The sequence below is a fragment of the Nonomuraea sp. NPDC005650 genome (assembly GCF_040605375.1).
Lineage (GTDB): Bacteria > Actinomycetota > Actinomycetes > Streptosporangiales > Streptosporangiaceae > Nonomuraea.
Genome location: NZ_JBEXCR010000015.1, coordinates 114,726 through 129,767, shown reverse-complemented (window position 1 = coordinate 129,767; position 15,042 = coordinate 114,726). Strand labels below are relative to the sequence as shown.

General features: G+C 71.1%; 13 protein-coding genes. 7 read left to right on the top strand and 6 right to left on the bottom strand.

Translation table 11 applies throughout. The features are described from left to right. Positions 1-49: 49 nt before the first annotated feature. Both ABZS69_RS26120 and ABZS69_RS26115 read left to right on the top strand, forming a co-directional pair. Positions 50-1,303 carry an NAD(P)/FAD-dependent oxidoreductase gene (locus ABZS69_RS26120; protein ID WP_355377080.1) on the top strand — a complete coding sequence of 418 codons (1,254 nt, stop codon included), beginning with the start codon at positions 50-52 and terminating at the stop codon, positions 1,301-1,303. 161 nt (positions 1,304-1,464) lie between these two features. Beyond that, complete coding sequence (locus ABZS69_RS26115) at positions 1,465-4,311, top strand: BTAD domain-containing putative transcriptional regulator (RefSeq protein WP_355377078.1); 2,847 nt, start codon at positions 1,465-1,467, stop codon at positions 4,309-4,311. On the opposite strand, the gene ABZS69_RS26110 is transcribed toward ABZS69_RS26115, so the two are convergent. Both ABZS69_RS26110 and ABZS69_RS26105 read right to left on the bottom strand, forming a co-directional pair. Then, positions 4,233-5,549, bottom strand: coding sequence for an FAD-dependent monooxygenase (locus tag ABZS69_RS26110; protein ID WP_355377076.1), 1,317 nt, complete (start codon positions 5,547-5,549; stop codon positions 4,233-4,235). The genes ABZS69_RS26115 and ABZS69_RS26110 overlap by 79 nt on opposite strands. 69 nt (positions 5,550-5,618) lie before the next feature. Next, the gene (locus ABZS69_RS26105) at positions 5,619-6,503 is read right to left on the bottom strand and encodes a phosphotransferase (protein ID WP_355377075.1); all 885 of its coding nucleotides are present in this window, start codon (positions 6,501-6,503) and stop codon (positions 5,619-5,621) included. Positions 6,504-6,693: 190 nt separating this feature from the next. Here ABZS69_RS26105 and ABZS69_RS26100 point away from each other — a divergent pair, with 190 nt between their 5' ends. Then, the gene (locus ABZS69_RS26100) at positions 6,694-7,620 is read left to right on the top strand and encodes an acyl-CoA desaturase (RefSeq protein ID WP_355377073.1); all 927 of its coding nucleotides are present in this window, start codon (positions 6,694-6,696) and stop codon (positions 7,618-7,620) included. Here the strand turns inward: ABZS69_RS26100 and ABZS69_RS26095 are convergent. Continuing rightward, a complete protein-coding gene (locus tag ABZS69_RS26095) occupies positions 7,589-7,810 on the bottom strand; it encodes a hypothetical protein (protein ID WP_355377071.1) in 222 nt (73 codons plus the stop codon). The genes ABZS69_RS26100 and ABZS69_RS26095 overlap by 32 nt on opposite strands. Before the next feature lie 51 nt (positions 7,811-7,861). On the opposite strand from ABZS69_RS26095, the gene ABZS69_RS26090 reads away from it, so the two are divergent. From ABZS69_RS26090 to ABZS69_RS26075, 4 genes are read left to right on the top strand one after another with little or no spacing between them, the layout of a single operon-like run. Then, positions 7,862-8,986 carry a sensor histidine kinase gene (locus ABZS69_RS26090; protein WP_355377069.1) on the top strand — a complete coding sequence of 375 codons (1,125 nt, stop codon included), beginning with the start codon at positions 7,862-7,864 and terminating at the stop codon, positions 8,984-8,986. Then, on the top strand, positions 8,986-9,654 hold the full coding sequence (locus ABZS69_RS26085) for a response regulator transcription factor (RefSeq protein WP_355377333.1): 669 nt from the start codon (positions 8,986-8,988) through the stop codon (positions 9,652-9,654). Before ABZS69_RS26090 ends, ABZS69_RS26085 begins: the two co-directional genes overlap by 1 nt. A 57-nt stretch (positions 9,655-9,711) precedes the next feature. Beyond that, a complete protein-coding gene (locus ABZS69_RS26080) occupies positions 9,712-10,989 on the top strand; it encodes a cytochrome ubiquinol oxidase subunit I (RefSeq protein ID WP_355377067.1) in 1,278 nt (425 codons plus the stop codon). A 9-nt stretch (positions 10,990-10,998) separates the two neighbouring features. Further along, on the top strand, positions 10,999-11,736 hold the full coding sequence (locus ABZS69_RS26075) for a cytochrome d ubiquinol oxidase subunit II (RefSeq protein WP_355377065.1): 738 nt from the start codon (positions 10,999-11,001) through the stop codon (positions 11,734-11,736). 7 nt (positions 11,737-11,743) lie between these two features. Here the strand turns inward: ABZS69_RS26075 and ABZS69_RS26070 are convergent, their stop codons facing one another. Genes ABZS69_RS26070 through ABZS69_RS26060 form a run of 3 tightly spaced genes read right to left on the bottom strand, consistent with a single transcriptional unit; the run spans position 11,744 to position 15,022 of the window. Further along, entirely contained in the window at positions 11,744-13,492 is a 1,749-nt protein-coding gene (locus ABZS69_RS26070; protein ID WP_355377064.1) for a 5'-nucleotidase C-terminal domain-containing protein, read from the bottom strand. Between the two features lie 24 nt (positions 13,493-13,516). Further along, entirely contained in the window at positions 13,517-14,284 is a 768-nt protein-coding gene (locus ABZS69_RS26065) for an alpha/beta hydrolase (RefSeq protein WP_355377062.1), read from the bottom strand. Between the two features lie 9 nt (positions 14,285-14,293). Next, positions 14,294-15,022 (bottom strand): SDR family oxidoreductase, encoded by a 729-nt coding sequence (locus ABZS69_RS26060; RefSeq protein WP_355377060.1) that lies wholly within the window; start codon positions 15,020-15,022, stop codon positions 14,294-14,296. Positions 15,023-15,042: the final 20 nt, after the last annotated feature.

Below are 15,042 nucleotides of genomic sequence, written 5' to 3'. Positions count from 1 at the left end.
ATCCATCCGGATGGTTGACAGAGTCATCCATATGGATGATAGTCGAGTCATGACACGGAACATCGCGATCATCGGTGGCGGCATCGGCGGGCTCTGCCTGGCCCAGGGGCTGCGCAAGGCAGGGCTCGACGTGACCGTCTACGAGCGGGACAGGACCCCGGCCGACCGGCTGCAGGGCTACCGCGTGCACATCGACCCCAACGGCGCCCGCGCGCTGCACGACTGCCTGCCCGCGTCCCTGTGGCAGGCGTTCCTCGACACGACCGGGCGGCACAGCGGGCAGGACTTCGGCTTCCTCACCGAGCAGCTGGGCCGCCTCGCGGTGATCGAGGCGCCCGAGGCGGCCGGCCCGGCCGACGACCATCACTCGGCCAGCCGCATCACGCTCAGGCAGGTGCTGCTGTCGGGGCTCGACGACGTCGTACGGTTCGGGAAGACGTACGAGAGGTACGAGCGGCTCCCCGACGGGCGGGTCAAGCTGTTCTTCGCGGACGGCACGAGCGCGACCGCGGACATCGTGGTCGCCGCCGACGGCGGGAACTCCCGGGTGCGCAAGCAGTACCTGCCGCACGCCGAGCGGGTGGACACCGGGATCACGACGGTGGCCGGCAAGTTCCCGATCACCGGCGAGACCAGGAAGCTCGTGGCGCGGCGGCTGCTCGACGGGCCGAACAGCGTCATCCCGCCCAGCGGCATGGGGTTCTTCACCGCGCCGCACGACCTGGGCGACGGAGTGGCGCACGGCGGGTTCGGGGTGACGGAGCAGGAGGGCGCGCTGATGGACAACAGCAGCAGCTACATCCTGTGGGCGTTCGGCGCGTCCGGCGCCCACTTCCCCGCCAACATTTCCGAAATGTCGGGCGAGCAACTCAAGACCACGGTGGCGCACAGGATCGAGTCGTGGCATCCGGACCTGCGCAGGGTGGTCGACATGTCCGACCCCGACACGGTCACGCTGCTGCCGATCCGTACCTCGATCCCGATCGACGCCTGGCCCGCCACGAACATCACCCTGCTCGGCGACGCCATCCACAGCATGACGCCGATGCGCGGCATCGGCGCGAACACCGCGCTGCGCGACGCACGCCTGCTCTGCGCCGCCCTCACGGGCGGCGGCGACCCCATCAAGGCCATCGCGGGCTACGAGGCTCAGATGCGCGAGTACGGCTTCGCCGCCGTGCGCGACTCGCTGCGCGCGGCCGAGCAGTTCGTCGGCGGCAGCCGGGTGGGGCGGATGGGGTTCAAGACCTTCCTCCGGGTGGTCGAGCGCTTCCCCGCACTGAAGGCCAAGGCATTCGCCTGACCGGCCCAACCTCCCCCGGCCAACCCCTCGCCCTTCCCCAGGGGACCTCAGCCGAAGTACCGACGGCAACGGGCGGCCGGCCGGAGCCGAAGTACGGATGGCGACGGGCGTGCGGTGGGAGCGTGTGGGGTGCGTACTGTGGAGTCGGGCCGGGAGGGTGGATGCGGGTCGGGATTCTGGGGCCGCTTCAGGTGGCGGGGTGCGAGATCGGTGGCGCCCGGGTGCGCGCGCTGCTGGTGCGGCTGGCGCTCGACCCCGGCAGGGTCGTGACCACGGACAGGCTGATCGACGACCTGTGGCCGGACGAGGCGCCGGCGCATCCGATGGCGGCGCTGCAGTCGCTGGTGTCCAGGGCGCGCAGGGAGGCGCCGGGCGTGATCTCGTCCCATCCCGCCGGATACACGCTGGACGTCCCGCCGGCCGAGGTGGACGCGTGGGCGTTCGAGCGGCTCGTACGGGCTGGTGACGCGCACCGGGCACTGGCGCTGTGGCGGGGCCCGGCGCTGGCGGACGCGGCCGATCTGCCCTTCGCCACGGCCCCGGCGGCCCGCCTGGAGGAGCTGCGCCTGACCGCCCTGGCCACGAGGATCGCCGCCGATCTCGCGGCCGAAGACCCTGACCACCTCGCCGGTCTGGTGGCGGAGTTGGAGGGGTTGGTCGCCGCCCACCCCTTACGGGAGCCGTTCCACGCCCTGCTCATGCGCGCCCTCACCGCCCGGGGCCGACGGGCCGAGGCGCTCGCGCTCTTCGAGCGGATCAAGGAGGCCCTGGCCGACGAGCTGGGCGTCGACCCCGGCCCCGAGCTGCGGGAAGCCCACCTGGAGGCGCTGCGGGACGCCGAGCCCAAGAGCAACCTGCCCGCCCGCCTCACGAGCTTCGTGGGCCGGTCGGAGGACATGTCACGGCTGAAGGGGCAGCTCGGCAAGGCCAGGCTGGTGACCCTCGTCGGGCCGGGCGGTGCGGGGAAGACCCGGCTGGCCGTCGAGGTGGCCGCGAGCCTGCGCGTGCCCGACGGCGTCTGGCTGGTCGAGCTCGCCACCGCCACCGACGTACGAGCGGCTCTGGAGGGCACGCTCAAGACGACCGACGCGGTCCGGGCCCTGCGCGGCACCGCGCCCCTGCTCGTGCTCGACAACTGCGAGCACGTGATCGAGGAGGCCGCCACCACGGCCCGCTCGCTGCTGTCCGAGGTGGCGGGCCTGCGGATCCTGGCCACCAGCCGCGAGCCGCTCGACATCCCCGGCGAGACCCTGCACCACGTGCTGCCGCTGCCCGTGGGGAGGGCGACCGAGCTGTTCGCCGACCGGGCCGCGGCCGCCCGGCCCGACCTGCGGGTGGAGCGGGAGGCGGCGGCGCGGATCTGCCGCGAGCTGGACGGCATCCCGCTGGCCATCGAGCTGGCCGCCGCGCGCCTGCGTACGATGCCGCTGTCCGTGCTGGTGGAACAGCTCGGCGACCGGCTCGCCTTCCGCGGCGGGCGCACGTCGGAGCCGCGCCACCGCACCATGCGCGCGGTCATCGACTGGAGCTGGAACCTGCTCTCCGACCGCGAGCGCGAGCTGCTGCGGGGCCTGACGGTGTTCTCGGGCGGCGCCACGTACGAGGCGATCTCCCAGGTCTGCGGCGGCGGTCTCGACCTGCTCTCCTCGCTGGTGGACAAGTCGCTCATCGCGGTCGCCGGCGACCGCTACACGATGCTGGAGACCATCAGGCAGTACGCCGCCGCCGACCTCCCCGAGCTGCGCCAGGCCCACGCCCGCTACTACACCGAGCTGGCCGAGACCGCCCATCCCCACCTGCGGACCGGCGACCAGCTCAAGTGGCTGGCGATGCTGGACGCCGAGCAGGGCAACCTGGACGCGGCGCTGCGCCATTCCGACGACCCGCTCAGGGTGATCCTGCCGCGGCTCTGGCCGTGGATCATCCGCGGGCGGCATCGCGAGATCACCGAGCAGGCCGCGTCGGCGCTGCGGCGGGTGGGGGACACGCCGCCGCCGGGGCGGGAGCTGGCGCACGGGATCTGCCGGGTGTTGTCGGGGTTCGCGCCGACCGACGCTGTGCTGGAGTCCGACCACCCCGCCGCCCTGAACTCCTGGGCGCTGGCCGGGGTCGGCACGCCCGCCGATGTGGTGTCCCTCACCGAGCGGCAGTCGGCTCGGCTGCGCGACCATCCCGACCTGTGGACGAGGTCGGCGGCGCTGCTGGGCACGGGCATCGTGCGGTTCGAGTACGGGGCGGTGGCCGGGGCCGAGGACCTGCTGGAGCCGGCGGTCGAGGGGTTCAGGGCCGTCGGGGACCGGTGGGGGCAGTGGGCCGGGTTCTTCTGGCTGTCGCTGGTCGCGGAGAACCGCGGGGACTTCGCCACGGCGGTCGCCCTGGCCGAGGAGCCGGAGCGGCTGGCCGCCGAGCTCTCCGGGCTCGACACGCCGCTCGGGCCGATGACGTTCCTGATCCGGGTCGGCCAGCTCAAGGGGCGCGCGGGCGATCACACCGGAGCGGCCCGCGCACTCGAACGCGCCTGGGAGTCGGCCGTGCGGTCCGAGGACCGGGCGATCCTCGCCAGGGTCATGCACGCCAGGGCCGAGCTGGCCAGGCGCACCGGCGACCCGGACGAGGCGGCCCGGCTGCTGGAGGCGGCGCTGGCGCTCGACGTCGAGGTGTCGGCCCAGCTCAGGGCGTACATGAACGTCGAGCTGGCCCGGGTTCGCGAGCCCCGCGAGCCGCTGCGCAGGGCGCTGGAGCTGATGGCCACGTGCTCCGACAGGACCGCGCGGGCGACCGTGCTGGAAGGGGTGGCCGAGCATCTGGAGCCGGAGGCGGCGGCCGAGCTGCTCGGCGCGGCGCGGGCGCTGCGCGGGATCGACGAGTCCGCCGATCCCCACGTCAACGAGCTGGCCGCCAGGTGCCGGGCCGCGCTCGGCGAGCACGGCTACCGTTCGGCGTCGGCCAGGGGCGCGGCGATGCCGAACCCGGAGAGGTACGCGCTGAGGCCGCTCTCGTCCCCGTGATAGCCGATGTAGCCGTCGGGGCGGACGAGGATGACGCCCTCCTGTTCGTCGAGCGGCGGGAGCACCGTGAACGGATATTCCGTCCCCGTGTCGGCCAGCAGCAGGAAGCCGGTGCCGCGCTGCTCGGCGAAGAGCGCGCCGAGCCGTTCGCCGCCGCGCTCGCCGACGGACAGCGGGCTGCCGAGGTAGGCCAGGCCGAGCTGGTTGGTGTCGTCGCCGCGCTGGTTGTCCTGCTCCCGGTACAGGCGGGTGCTGAGGCCCAGCACGTGCTCGGCCACGGCCATGCGCTCGTACTCGTACGTCTCCAGCAGCGCCTCCGTGCCGACGGCCAGCTTCCAGCCCAGGTTGTAGGCGTCCTGAACGCCGGTGTTGAGCCCCTGGCCGCCCGCCGGCGTGTGCACGTGGGCGGCGTCGCCCGCCAGGAACACCCGGCCGTCCCTGAATTGATCGGCCATGCGGATGTTGACGCGGTACTCGGACCGCCACAGGATCTCCTCGATCCGCACGTGCGGCGCGTGCTCGGCGACGAGCGCGATCAGGTCGTCGTCACCGGTGTACGGGGCGACGAGCTGGAAGACGTCGGTGTTCGGCAGCGGGCAGATCGTGAAGTGGATCTTCTGCTCGGCCAGTGAGCCCCACACGTGCCAGTGCTCGCGGTCCAGGTCGTCGGTCGTGATGTCGGCCAGCAGCATGCGCTCGCTCTCGAACGTGTCGCCGACGAAGCCGACGCCGAGCTGCTTGCGTACGACGCTGCGACCGCCGTCCGCGCCCACCAGGTACGCGCAGCGAACCTGCTCGCCGGTGCCCAGGGTGACGGTCACGCCGTCCTCGTCCTGCTCGAAGCCGGTCACCTCGGCGCCGAACTCGACCTCGTGCCCCAGCTCGGCCAGCCGGTCGCGCAGGATCTGCTCGGTGCGCCACTGCGGCTGCATGATCAGGTTGGGGTACGGCACGTCGGCGGACGGCTCCCGGATCTCGTCCATCCGCCCCTCCCAGACCACCTGGTCGCCCTGGTAGCTGCGCAGGCTCGGGTACTCGCGGCCGGTGGCGAGGATCTCGTCCACCACGCCGAGGTCGTCGAAGACCTCCAGCGTTCGGGGCTGCAGGCCCTTGCCCCGCACGCCCGTGGGCGGCTCCGGCGACTTCTCCACGATGCGGAGGCCGACGCCTCTGCGCGCCAGCTCGATGGCCAGGGTCAGTCCGGTCGGCCCGGAGCCGACGATCAGCACGTGTGTCATGCCTTGAACGATGCTCCGGGCCACTGCCAGATCTCTGTCAGCCGCTGTCGGGCCCTTTCACGGGCCCTCTCATGGGCGCAGCTTGTGAAAGAGCGCCACGCGGGCGCGGTGGTATTCGAGGTCCTCCTCGTCGTGCCGCACCCCCGCGCGCGCCGCCTTCCGGAAGTACGCGTACTCCCTGCGCAGCTTGTGCCGGACGAGCTGGGCCAGCGCCTCCTCGTCCAGCTCCCCTGCGGTGCCCCCGGCCTCGTGGTAGGCCGCCACGAACTCCCTGCTCGGCCCCACCTCGTCATCCCCCCATTCGAGCGACGCGGCGGCCAGCTCCACCTCCGGCGCGCCGACGAAGGTCTCGTCCCAGTCGAGCACCGCCACGATGCCGCCGTCCCTGGCGAGGGTGTTGCCGGTGTAGTAGTCGCCATGGAGGGGGTGGCGCAGCGGGTGCCGGGCGTGGAACTCCGCCAGCCAGCGGTCGAGGGCGGGATCGCCGAGTTCGAGGGCGTCCTGGGGCGGGTCGCCGTACAGGCCGGACTCCTGGAAGGCGGGCACCGGGCGCGGCGGCGGGCGGAACGTGGCCAGCGACGTGTGCAGCCGGGCCAGCAGGCGGGCGCCCGCCGCGCGCTGGGCGGGGACGTCGGAGTCCGGCCAGCCGCCCTCGACGTACGGCCAGCACGAGATCGGGCGGCCCGCCACCATGACGACCGTCGCTCCGTCGGGCGTGGGCACGGGTGCGACGGCCTCCGGAAGCGTGGCGGCGGCGTGGCGGGCGACCGCGTGACACCACTCGGTTTCGGCGATGGGCCGACCTACCGGGCCGACGCGGATAACATGGCCGTCAAGCTGGTACGCGGCGGACTCCTCGCCACCGTGCAATCGTTCGCCGTTTCCGGTGACGCCCCACGTCAGGGCCGCGACTGCACGGATTTCGGGGGTAAGCGGGGTGTCAGCGTAGATCACTCCGGAAAGCCTATGCTTCCGGATCCGGCCCCGATGCGCAAAGGTTAGGGTCACCTACCTCGCACTTGTAAGGAGACCCGTGGCCAGTCCCGGCAGGCTCGACACCAGAGGCAGTGATTTCGCCCGACTAGCCCGCATGATCACGGACGCCGGCCTTCTTGACCGGCGTCCCTTTTATTACGCGATCAGAATGACGATCATGGCCGCCGTCTACTTCGGCGGCTGGGGTCTGTTCCTCTGGCTCGGCGACTCGTGGCTGCAGCTCCTCCTGGCCGTCGCGCTGGCCGTCGTCTTCGCGCAACTGGGGTTCCTCGCCCATGATCTCGGCCATCGGCAGGTCTTCAGGACCCGGCGGCCGAGCGACGTCGCCGGCCTGATCATCGGCAACCTCGCCGTCGGGCTCGGCTGGGGCTGGTGGACCACCAAGCACAACCGTCACCACGCCAACCCCAACCACGAGGACCACGACCCCGACGTCTCCCCCGCCGTGATCGTCTGGTCGGAGGAGCAGGTCGCCAAGAGCATCGGCCTACCGCGATTTGTCGCGAAATATCAGGCCTTCTGGTTCTTCCCGCTGCTGACGCTGGAGGCCTGGCACCTGCACATCGCCAGCGTGAAGGCCCTGTTCAAGCCGGAGGCCAAGCGCCGCGGGACGGAGCTGACGCTGCTCCTCACGCACTTCGTGCTCTACTTCGGCCTGGTCTTCGCCGTCCTGCCGGTCGGCAAGGCGCTGCTGTTCCTGGTCATCCACCAGGGGGTGTTCGGGATCTACCTGGGGTGCACGTTCGCGCCCAACCACAAGGGCATGCCGATCCTGACCGCGGAGGACAATCTGGACTTCCTCCGCAAGCAGGTGCTCACCTCCAGGAACGTGCGGGGCGGCCTGTTCGCGGACGTGGCGCTCGGTCAGCTCAACTACCAGATCGAGCACCACCTGTTCCCCAACATGCCGGCCCCCAACCTGCGCAGGGCGCAGCCGATCGTCGAGCGGTACTGCGCGGAGATCGGCGTCGACTATCTCCAGACCGGGCTGATCGAGTCGTACGGGCAGGCGCTGCGCCACCTGCACGAGGTCGGCGCCGCGCTCAGGCGCCCCCTTCCGCCGCAAGGCGTTTGAGCAGCGAGTCGCGGCGGCCTTCGAGCTGAGCGATCAGCTCCTCCTGCTCGTCCGCCTGGCTGATCATCGCCGAGATCTCCACCTGGTCGGTCGCGCCCACGTCGCGGATATGGTTGCGGAGGTCCTGGTTCTCGGCTCTCAACCGGACCAGGTCCTCCTCGACCTCCCGCAGGTCGTCGTTTGTGCTCATTTACCTGCTCTACCCAGATGCGCCCCGGCGATTACCCCCCAGAATGGGAGCATGCGCAAGCCGTCGACCAGCACGATCGTGTCACTCGTCGTGATCGCGGGCCTGCTGACCGGCATGGCCCTCACCTACGCGACCAGAGGCCAGGCGCAGCCCAACGTCCTCGACGTGACGCTGCCGATCATCGCCTGCTGCGGGCTGCTGCTGCGGGAGCGCTATCCCGTCGCGGCGCTGATCCTGGTGATGGTCTGCGTCGCCGTCTACTACCCGTACGCGAGGCTCGACGGGCCCCTCGTCATCCTGCCGTTCGTCAACCTCTACACCACGGCCGAGAAGGGCCACCTCACCCCGGCCATCGCCGTCGGGGCCGCGTCGCTGCTGGGCATGGGGCTCGGCGAGAGCGGCGGCGTCCGGCACGTCGAGAACAGCCTCTTCATCATGATCGCCGGCTGGGAGGTGGCGGCGATCGCGTTCGGCAGCGTGACCCGCAGCCGCCGCCTCTACCTGCGGGCGGTCGAGCAGCGCGCGCTCGAAGCCGAGCGCAGCAAGGAGGAGGAGGCCAGGCGGCGGGCGAGCGAGGAGCGGCTGCGCATCGCGCGAGAGCTGCACGACGTGCTCGGGCACAACATCTCCATGATCAACGTTCAGGCCGCGGCGGCCCTGCACGGGCTCAAGAAACGGCCGGAGGACGCCGAGACGGCGCTGCGGACGATCAAGGACACCAGCAAGGAGACGCTGCGCGAGCTGCGGACCACTCTGGGCGTGCTGCGCCAGGTGGACGAGGACGCGCCGACCGCGCCCGCCGACAGCCTGGCCCGGGTGGAGGCGCTGGTCGAGGCGTCGGGGCTGGAGGTGCGCACGGATCTGTCGGGCCGGCTCGACGCCGTGCCGACCGAGGTGGACCTGGCCGCCGCCCGGATCGTACGGGAGGCGCTGACCAACGTCTCCCGCCACTCCGGTACGAAGCAGGCCACCCTCATAATCAACAACACGTCCGGAAATATCATGATTCGCGTGGATGATGATGGGCCGGGCGCCACGTACGACGGGGGCAGTGGCTTCGGCCTGCAGGGCATGCGCGAGCGCGCCACCGCGCTCGGGGGCACCCTGGAGGCGGGCCCGCGTCCCGAGGGCGGCTTCCGCGTCGTCGCCCGGCTGCCGCTCAGGAATGGGGCGTGATGATCCGCGTACTGCTCGCCGACGACCAGACCCTGGTACGGGCCGGGTTCCGGTCCATACTCAGCGACGAGGACGACTTCGAGGTCGTCGCCGAGGCCGCCAACGGCGTGGCGGCCGTGGCCGGAGCCCGCGAGCACCGCCCCGACGTGGTGCTCATGGACATCCGCATGCCGGAGCTCGACGGCCTGGAGGCCACCCGCCAGATCACCGGCGACCCCCGGCTGGCGGACGTCAAGGTGATCATCCTGACCACGTTCGACCTGGACGACTACGTGTACGCCGCGCTGCGCGCCGGCGCGAGCGGCTTCCTGGTCAAGGACACCGAGCCGGCCGAGCTGATCCACGCGATCCGGGTCGTGGCCAGGGGCGACGCGTTGATCGCGCCGTCGATCACGCGCCGGCTGATCGCCGAGTTCGCCGGCCGGGTCAAGCGCCCCGAGCCCGGCCCCGAGCTGAACGCGCTCACCGAACGCGAGCGCGAGGTCATGACGCTGGTGGCCGGCGGCCTGTCGAACGACGAGATCGCGGCCCGGCTCGTGCTCAGCCCCGCCACCGCGAAGACGCACGTCAGCCGCATCATGACCAAGCTGTCGGTACGCGACAGGGCCCAGCTCGTGGTCATCGCGTACGAGGCCGGCATGATCGTCCCGGGCTGGGTTACTCCCTGAGTCGTAGCCCGGGAGCCCTCGTGCGACCCGGGATGTACGCCAGGTTGCCGCGCGGGCATGACGCGGCGGGCGGAGCCGTACCGGGACGCTCTGGGCATGGACACCGTGGACCTGGCCCGCCTGCAGTTCGCCCTCACGGCGGGCGCGCACTTCCTCTTCGTGGCCCTGACGCTCGGACTGGCGACGCTGGTCGCCGTCGTCCAGACCCGGGCCACCTTCAGCCGCGACCCCGTGCACCTGCGGATGACGCGGTTCTGGGGCCAGCTCTACATCATCAACTACGCCATGGGCATCGTCACCGGGCTGGTCATGGAGTTCCAGCTCGGGCTGTCGTGGAGCGGGCTCACGGAGTACGCGGGCAACGTCTTCGGGTCGGCGCTGGCCATCGAGACGCTGGTGGCGTTCTTCGTCGAGTCCACGTTCCTGGGACTGTGGATCTTCGGCTGGGACAAGCTGAACCGGTGGGCGCACCTGGCGCTGATCTGGGTCGTGACGCTGACGGCGTACGCGTCGGCCTTCTGGATCATGGTCGCGAACGGGTTCCTGCAGCACCCTGCCGGGCACGTGCTGGACGGCGGCGTGCTGCGGCTGGCGGACCTCGGGGCCATGGTGGGCAATCCGTCCGCACTGATCGGGTTCGGGCACGTGATGGGCGGGGCGATGATCACCGGCGGGTTCTTCATGGCCGGGGTGAGCGCGTACCACCTGCGTAAACGCACCGCCGAGCAGGACTTCTTCCGCAAGTCGCTGCGCATCGGGGTCGGCGTGGCGCTCCCCGCGCTGTTCTTCACCGTGACCTTCGGCGGGCTCTCGTTCCAGACCCTGCAGCCGACCAAGACGGCGGCGTGGGCGGCCGAGCCGGAGCGGCTGGCCGAGGCGCAGGCCGAGATGGTAGCGGCGCACGGCCCCGGCGACTACCTGCCGCCCGTCGGTCCCGTGCAGGCGGCGGGCATCACGATGATCACGCTCTGGCTCGTGATGACCGTGGTCGCGGCGCTGAGCTTCGTGCTGATGCTCATCCGGCCCGTCGTACGCGGGTTCCGGCTGTGGCACTGGCTGCTGACCCTGATGATCCCGGTCCCGTTCGTGACCATGCTGGCGGGCTGGGTCTTCCGGGAGCTGGGGCGCCAGCCGTGGGCCGTGTTCGGGCTGCTGCGGACGGCCGACGCGATGTCACCGGTGACCGCGGCGCAGATGCGCTTCTCGATCATCGCCTTCGCCTCGGTGTTCGCGGTGCTGATCGCGATCAACTACTGGCTGCTGGCCAGACACGCCCGCCGCGGACCCGGCACGGAGTCGCTGGGCGCCCCTGCCACCCCTGCCCTGAGCTTCTGAGGAGCCGTCATGGAGATCTTCGTCTTGGCCTTCTTCGCGCTCGGCTACCTCGTGCTGGCCGGGGCCGACATCGGGGTCGGCATGGTGCTGCCGTACCTGGGCAGGTCGGCGGCCGAGCGGCGCGAGGTGATCGCCGCCATCGCGCCGTTCTTCCTGGGGAACGAGGTGTGGCTGGTGGCCACGGCGGGCGTGCTGGCCGGGCTGTTCCCCGAACTGGAGGGCGAGCTGCTGAGCGGCAACTACACGCTCGTCGTGACGCTGGTCCTGGCGTGGGTCGTGCGTGACATGGGATTGTGGCTGCGCGGGCGGATGCCGGGGCTGCGGTGGCAGGCGTTCTGGGACGGCGCGATCGTGGCCGGGAGCTGGGGGCTGGCGCTGAGCTGGGGGATGCTGCTGAGCCACGTGCTGATCGGCAGGCCGCCCGCCCTGGTGGTGGCCGTGCTGGTGGTGGCCGTGCTGTTCGCCACGCACGGGCTGGCGTTCGCGGCCCTGCGGCTGCGCGGCCCGCTGCGGGAGCGGGCGGCCGTGCTGTCGGGCGGGGCGGGCGAGGCCCGCACCTACCTGGTGACGGCCGCCGCGCTGGTGGCGGTGGGGGTGCTGGCCGGGCTCCGGCTGCCGCTGGAGCCCGGCACCTCCGGCTCCGTGCTGGTGCCGGTGATCCTGACGCTGATCCCGCTGCTGGTGTCCGCCCAGGGCTGGGTGTGGTGGACGTTCCGGCACCGGGTCACGGGGCCGTCCTACCTGTGACGGCGGTTCAGAAGACGGGAACCCCGTCCCTGGTCAGCTTCCAGTTCTGGACGGCGAACCCGCTCGGGTCGATGGTGCCCTTCGCGGTGGCGTACTCGATCAGCGCCTGGCGGATCTCCACCTGCGCGTTGTAGAGCACGGGGGCACCTGTGACGTGCGGGAATCCGCCGCCACCCGACTGCCGGTAGTTGTTGATCGCAACCACGAACTCCTTGCCGGCCGGGACCGGGGCGCCGTCATAGGACAGGTTGGCGATCCGCTGGCCCACCGGCTTCGAGATGTCGATGTCGTACGAGACCCCGGAGAGCTGGTCGTAGTTGTAGTCGGGGGTGTTGCCGGCGTTCGTCAGCTTGGTCACGTCCACCGGGTCGCCGGGGGCGAGCTGGTTGAAGTACTTGGCGGAGTACTCCAGGTAGTCCTTGATCTGCGCGCCGGTCAGCTTCACCGCCAGCAGCGTGTTGTCGTAGACGTACAGACCGGCCACGTCCCTGACGCGGATGTCGCCGGCGGGGAAGACGGCGGTGCGGCTGAACGGCGCCGCGATCGACAGCACCGGCAGCGTGTTGTCCGGCAGCGCCTGCTTGACCGTCTCCACCTGCACCTGCTGGATGTAGTCGAGGATCGGCGTGTCCTTGTACGGCGACTCCGCGGCCGACAGCGCCTGAGCCGACTTGGCCACGACCTTGTTCACGTAGCCGACGGTCGTGTCGTGCTGCGGCTTGAGCAGCCGGACGATCTTGGGGTCCTCCTGGACCGTGTTGGTGTTGATCGTGGCGGCGGACTTGCCGGTGACCACCCACCTTCCGTGCTGCTTGGTGAGCTGGAAGTCCAGCCTCGACAGGCGCTGGCCCCACCTGCCCGGCTCGGTCAGCAGCACCTGCCGGCCCGTTTCCTTGTTCGTGACGAACCGCTGCGGCACGTCGTTGTGCGCGTGCCCGAACAGCACCGCGTCGATGCCCGGCACCTGCTCGGCCACCATCGCGGAGGCGTTCTCGACCGGCAGGTCGCCGCCGTAGGACGACAGGCCGCTGTCGCCCGCGTGCGCGGTCACCACGACCACGTCCGCGCCCAGCCCGCGGATGACCGGCACCCACTTCTTCGCCGACTCGACCAGGTCGGTGAAGCGGAGCTTGCCCTCGACGTTCGCCTTGTCCCAGATGGCCACGCCGGGGTTGGTCAGCCCGAGCACGCCGACCTTGACCGGCTTCTCGCCCTTGACCTTCATGGTCTTGATCACGAACGGCTTGTAGGCGGGCAGCCCCGTCCTGTCGTAGACCGCGTTCGCGCCGAGCACCGGTGCCCGCATCTGCTTGATCCAGGTGGCCAGCAGCGGCAGACCGTAGTTGAACTCGTGGTTGCCCAGCGTCACGGCGTCGTATCCGATGGCGTTCATGGCCTTGGCCATCGGGTGGATCTGTCCGGTCTGGGTGATCGGCTCGACCTTGGCGTAGTAGTACGCCAGCGGGGTGCCCTGGATGGTGTCACCCGAGTCGAACAGCAGCGTGCGGTCCGCCCCGCGCTCGGCCCTGATCTGGTTGACCAGCGAGGAGACCTTGGCCAGGCCGATGCTGTTGCCCGCGCTGTCGGCGTACGCGGCGTCCTTGAAGTAGTCCCAGTTGAGGACGTTGCTGTGGAGGTCGGACGTGCCCATGACCGTGACGGTGACCGAGGCGGTGCCGGCCTGCGCGGGGGGCGCCACCAGGGCCAGCGCGCACAGCGCGGCGGCCCCGGTGAGGACGAGATTCTTGGTCTGCATGAGGCTGGAGCGTAACCAGGGCAATCAATCAACGGTCACGCGGGTGATGAACTCTCGGATAAGGGCCGTCACTTCGGCCGGTCGCTCGTGCAGGACGACGTGGCCGCTGTCCAGCTCGGCGTACTCGCTGCCGGGCAGAGCGGCGTGCAGCGCGCGGTGGTGCCCGACCGGGATCAGGTAGTCCCGGGTGTTGCCGACGACCAGCGTGGGCGCGGTGATCTTCGGTAGCAGGTCCCTGATGTCGAGGCGCAGGTCCAGCTCGATCTGGCGGCGGACGCCGTGCGGTGGCTCGCCGGCCATGAGGGCCTCCGCGCCGACCGCGCTCACGTACTCGGGGGCGAACCCCACCAGCGGCCCGTACGCGGCGAAGCTCTCCGGGTCCGTCTCCGCCAGCCTGGCCCACGTGCGCAGGCCGAGCTTCAGCCGGGAGTCCTCCACGTGCGTCCAGCCGGCGATCAGCACCAGCCGCCTGACCAGCTCCGGGTGCTCGGCGGCGACCGCCACGGCCACGGCCGCGCCCAGCGAGAAGCCGACGAGGTCGGACGGGCCCTCGAACGTGGCCGCGACCTGGCCGGCGAGCAGGTCGAGCGTGAGGTCGCCGCCCGGATCGGCGGTCTGGCCGCTGCCCGCGTAGTCGGGGACGATGACGGTGCGCAGGTCGGCGAACCCCGGCACGAGGTGGGCGTAGTTGGTGGCGGCGTCGCCGCCGGAGCCGTGCACCATGACGAGGCCGGGGCCGCTGCCCGCCCGCTGGAAGTGGACGGCGCCCGAGCTGTGGGTGACTGTGGGCATTCCAGGCTCCTAGAGGTTCCCGCCGCCGGTGGCGTCGATGGTGCTGCCGGTGATGAAGCTCGCCTCCGGCGAGGCGACGAAGGCCACCGCGTTCGCGATCTCGTCCACGTGGCCGACCCGGTTGAGGGCGTGCCTGCTCGCCGCGTACGCCTCCCCGTCCGGGTTGCCGCGCAGCCAGGACGCGTTGGTGTCGGTGTCGATGATGCCGGGGGCGACGTTGTTGACCGTGATGCCGCGCGGGCCCAGCTCCTTGGCCAGGGCCAGCGTGAACACCTGCACCGCGCCCTTCGTCATCGCGTACGCGATCCCCTCGGGGAAGGCGATGCGGGTCACGCCCGAGGTGATGTTGACGATCCGCCCGCCGTCGGGGATCAGCGGCAGCAGCTGCTGGGTCAGGAAGAACAGCCCTTTGACGTTGACGTCGAACAACCGGTCGTACGCCGCCGGGGTCTCCTCGGCGATGGGCTGGGAGGTGCCGATGCCGGCGTTGTTGACCAGCACGTCGAGGACGGCCGTCTCGGCCCTCAGCCGCTCCACGAGCACGTGGCTCGGCCGGCCCAGGTCGGCCCGGACGGCGAACGCGCTGCCGCCGTCCTTCTCGATCAGGCGGACGACCTCCTCGGCCGCCGTCCCGTCTTCCGCGTAGTTGACGGCCACCCGGAAGCCGTCCCTGGCCAGGCGCAACGCGATGGCGCGGCCGATGCCTCTGCTGGCTCCCGTCACGAGCGCGGTCTTCATCCTGGGATCCCTCTTTCTTT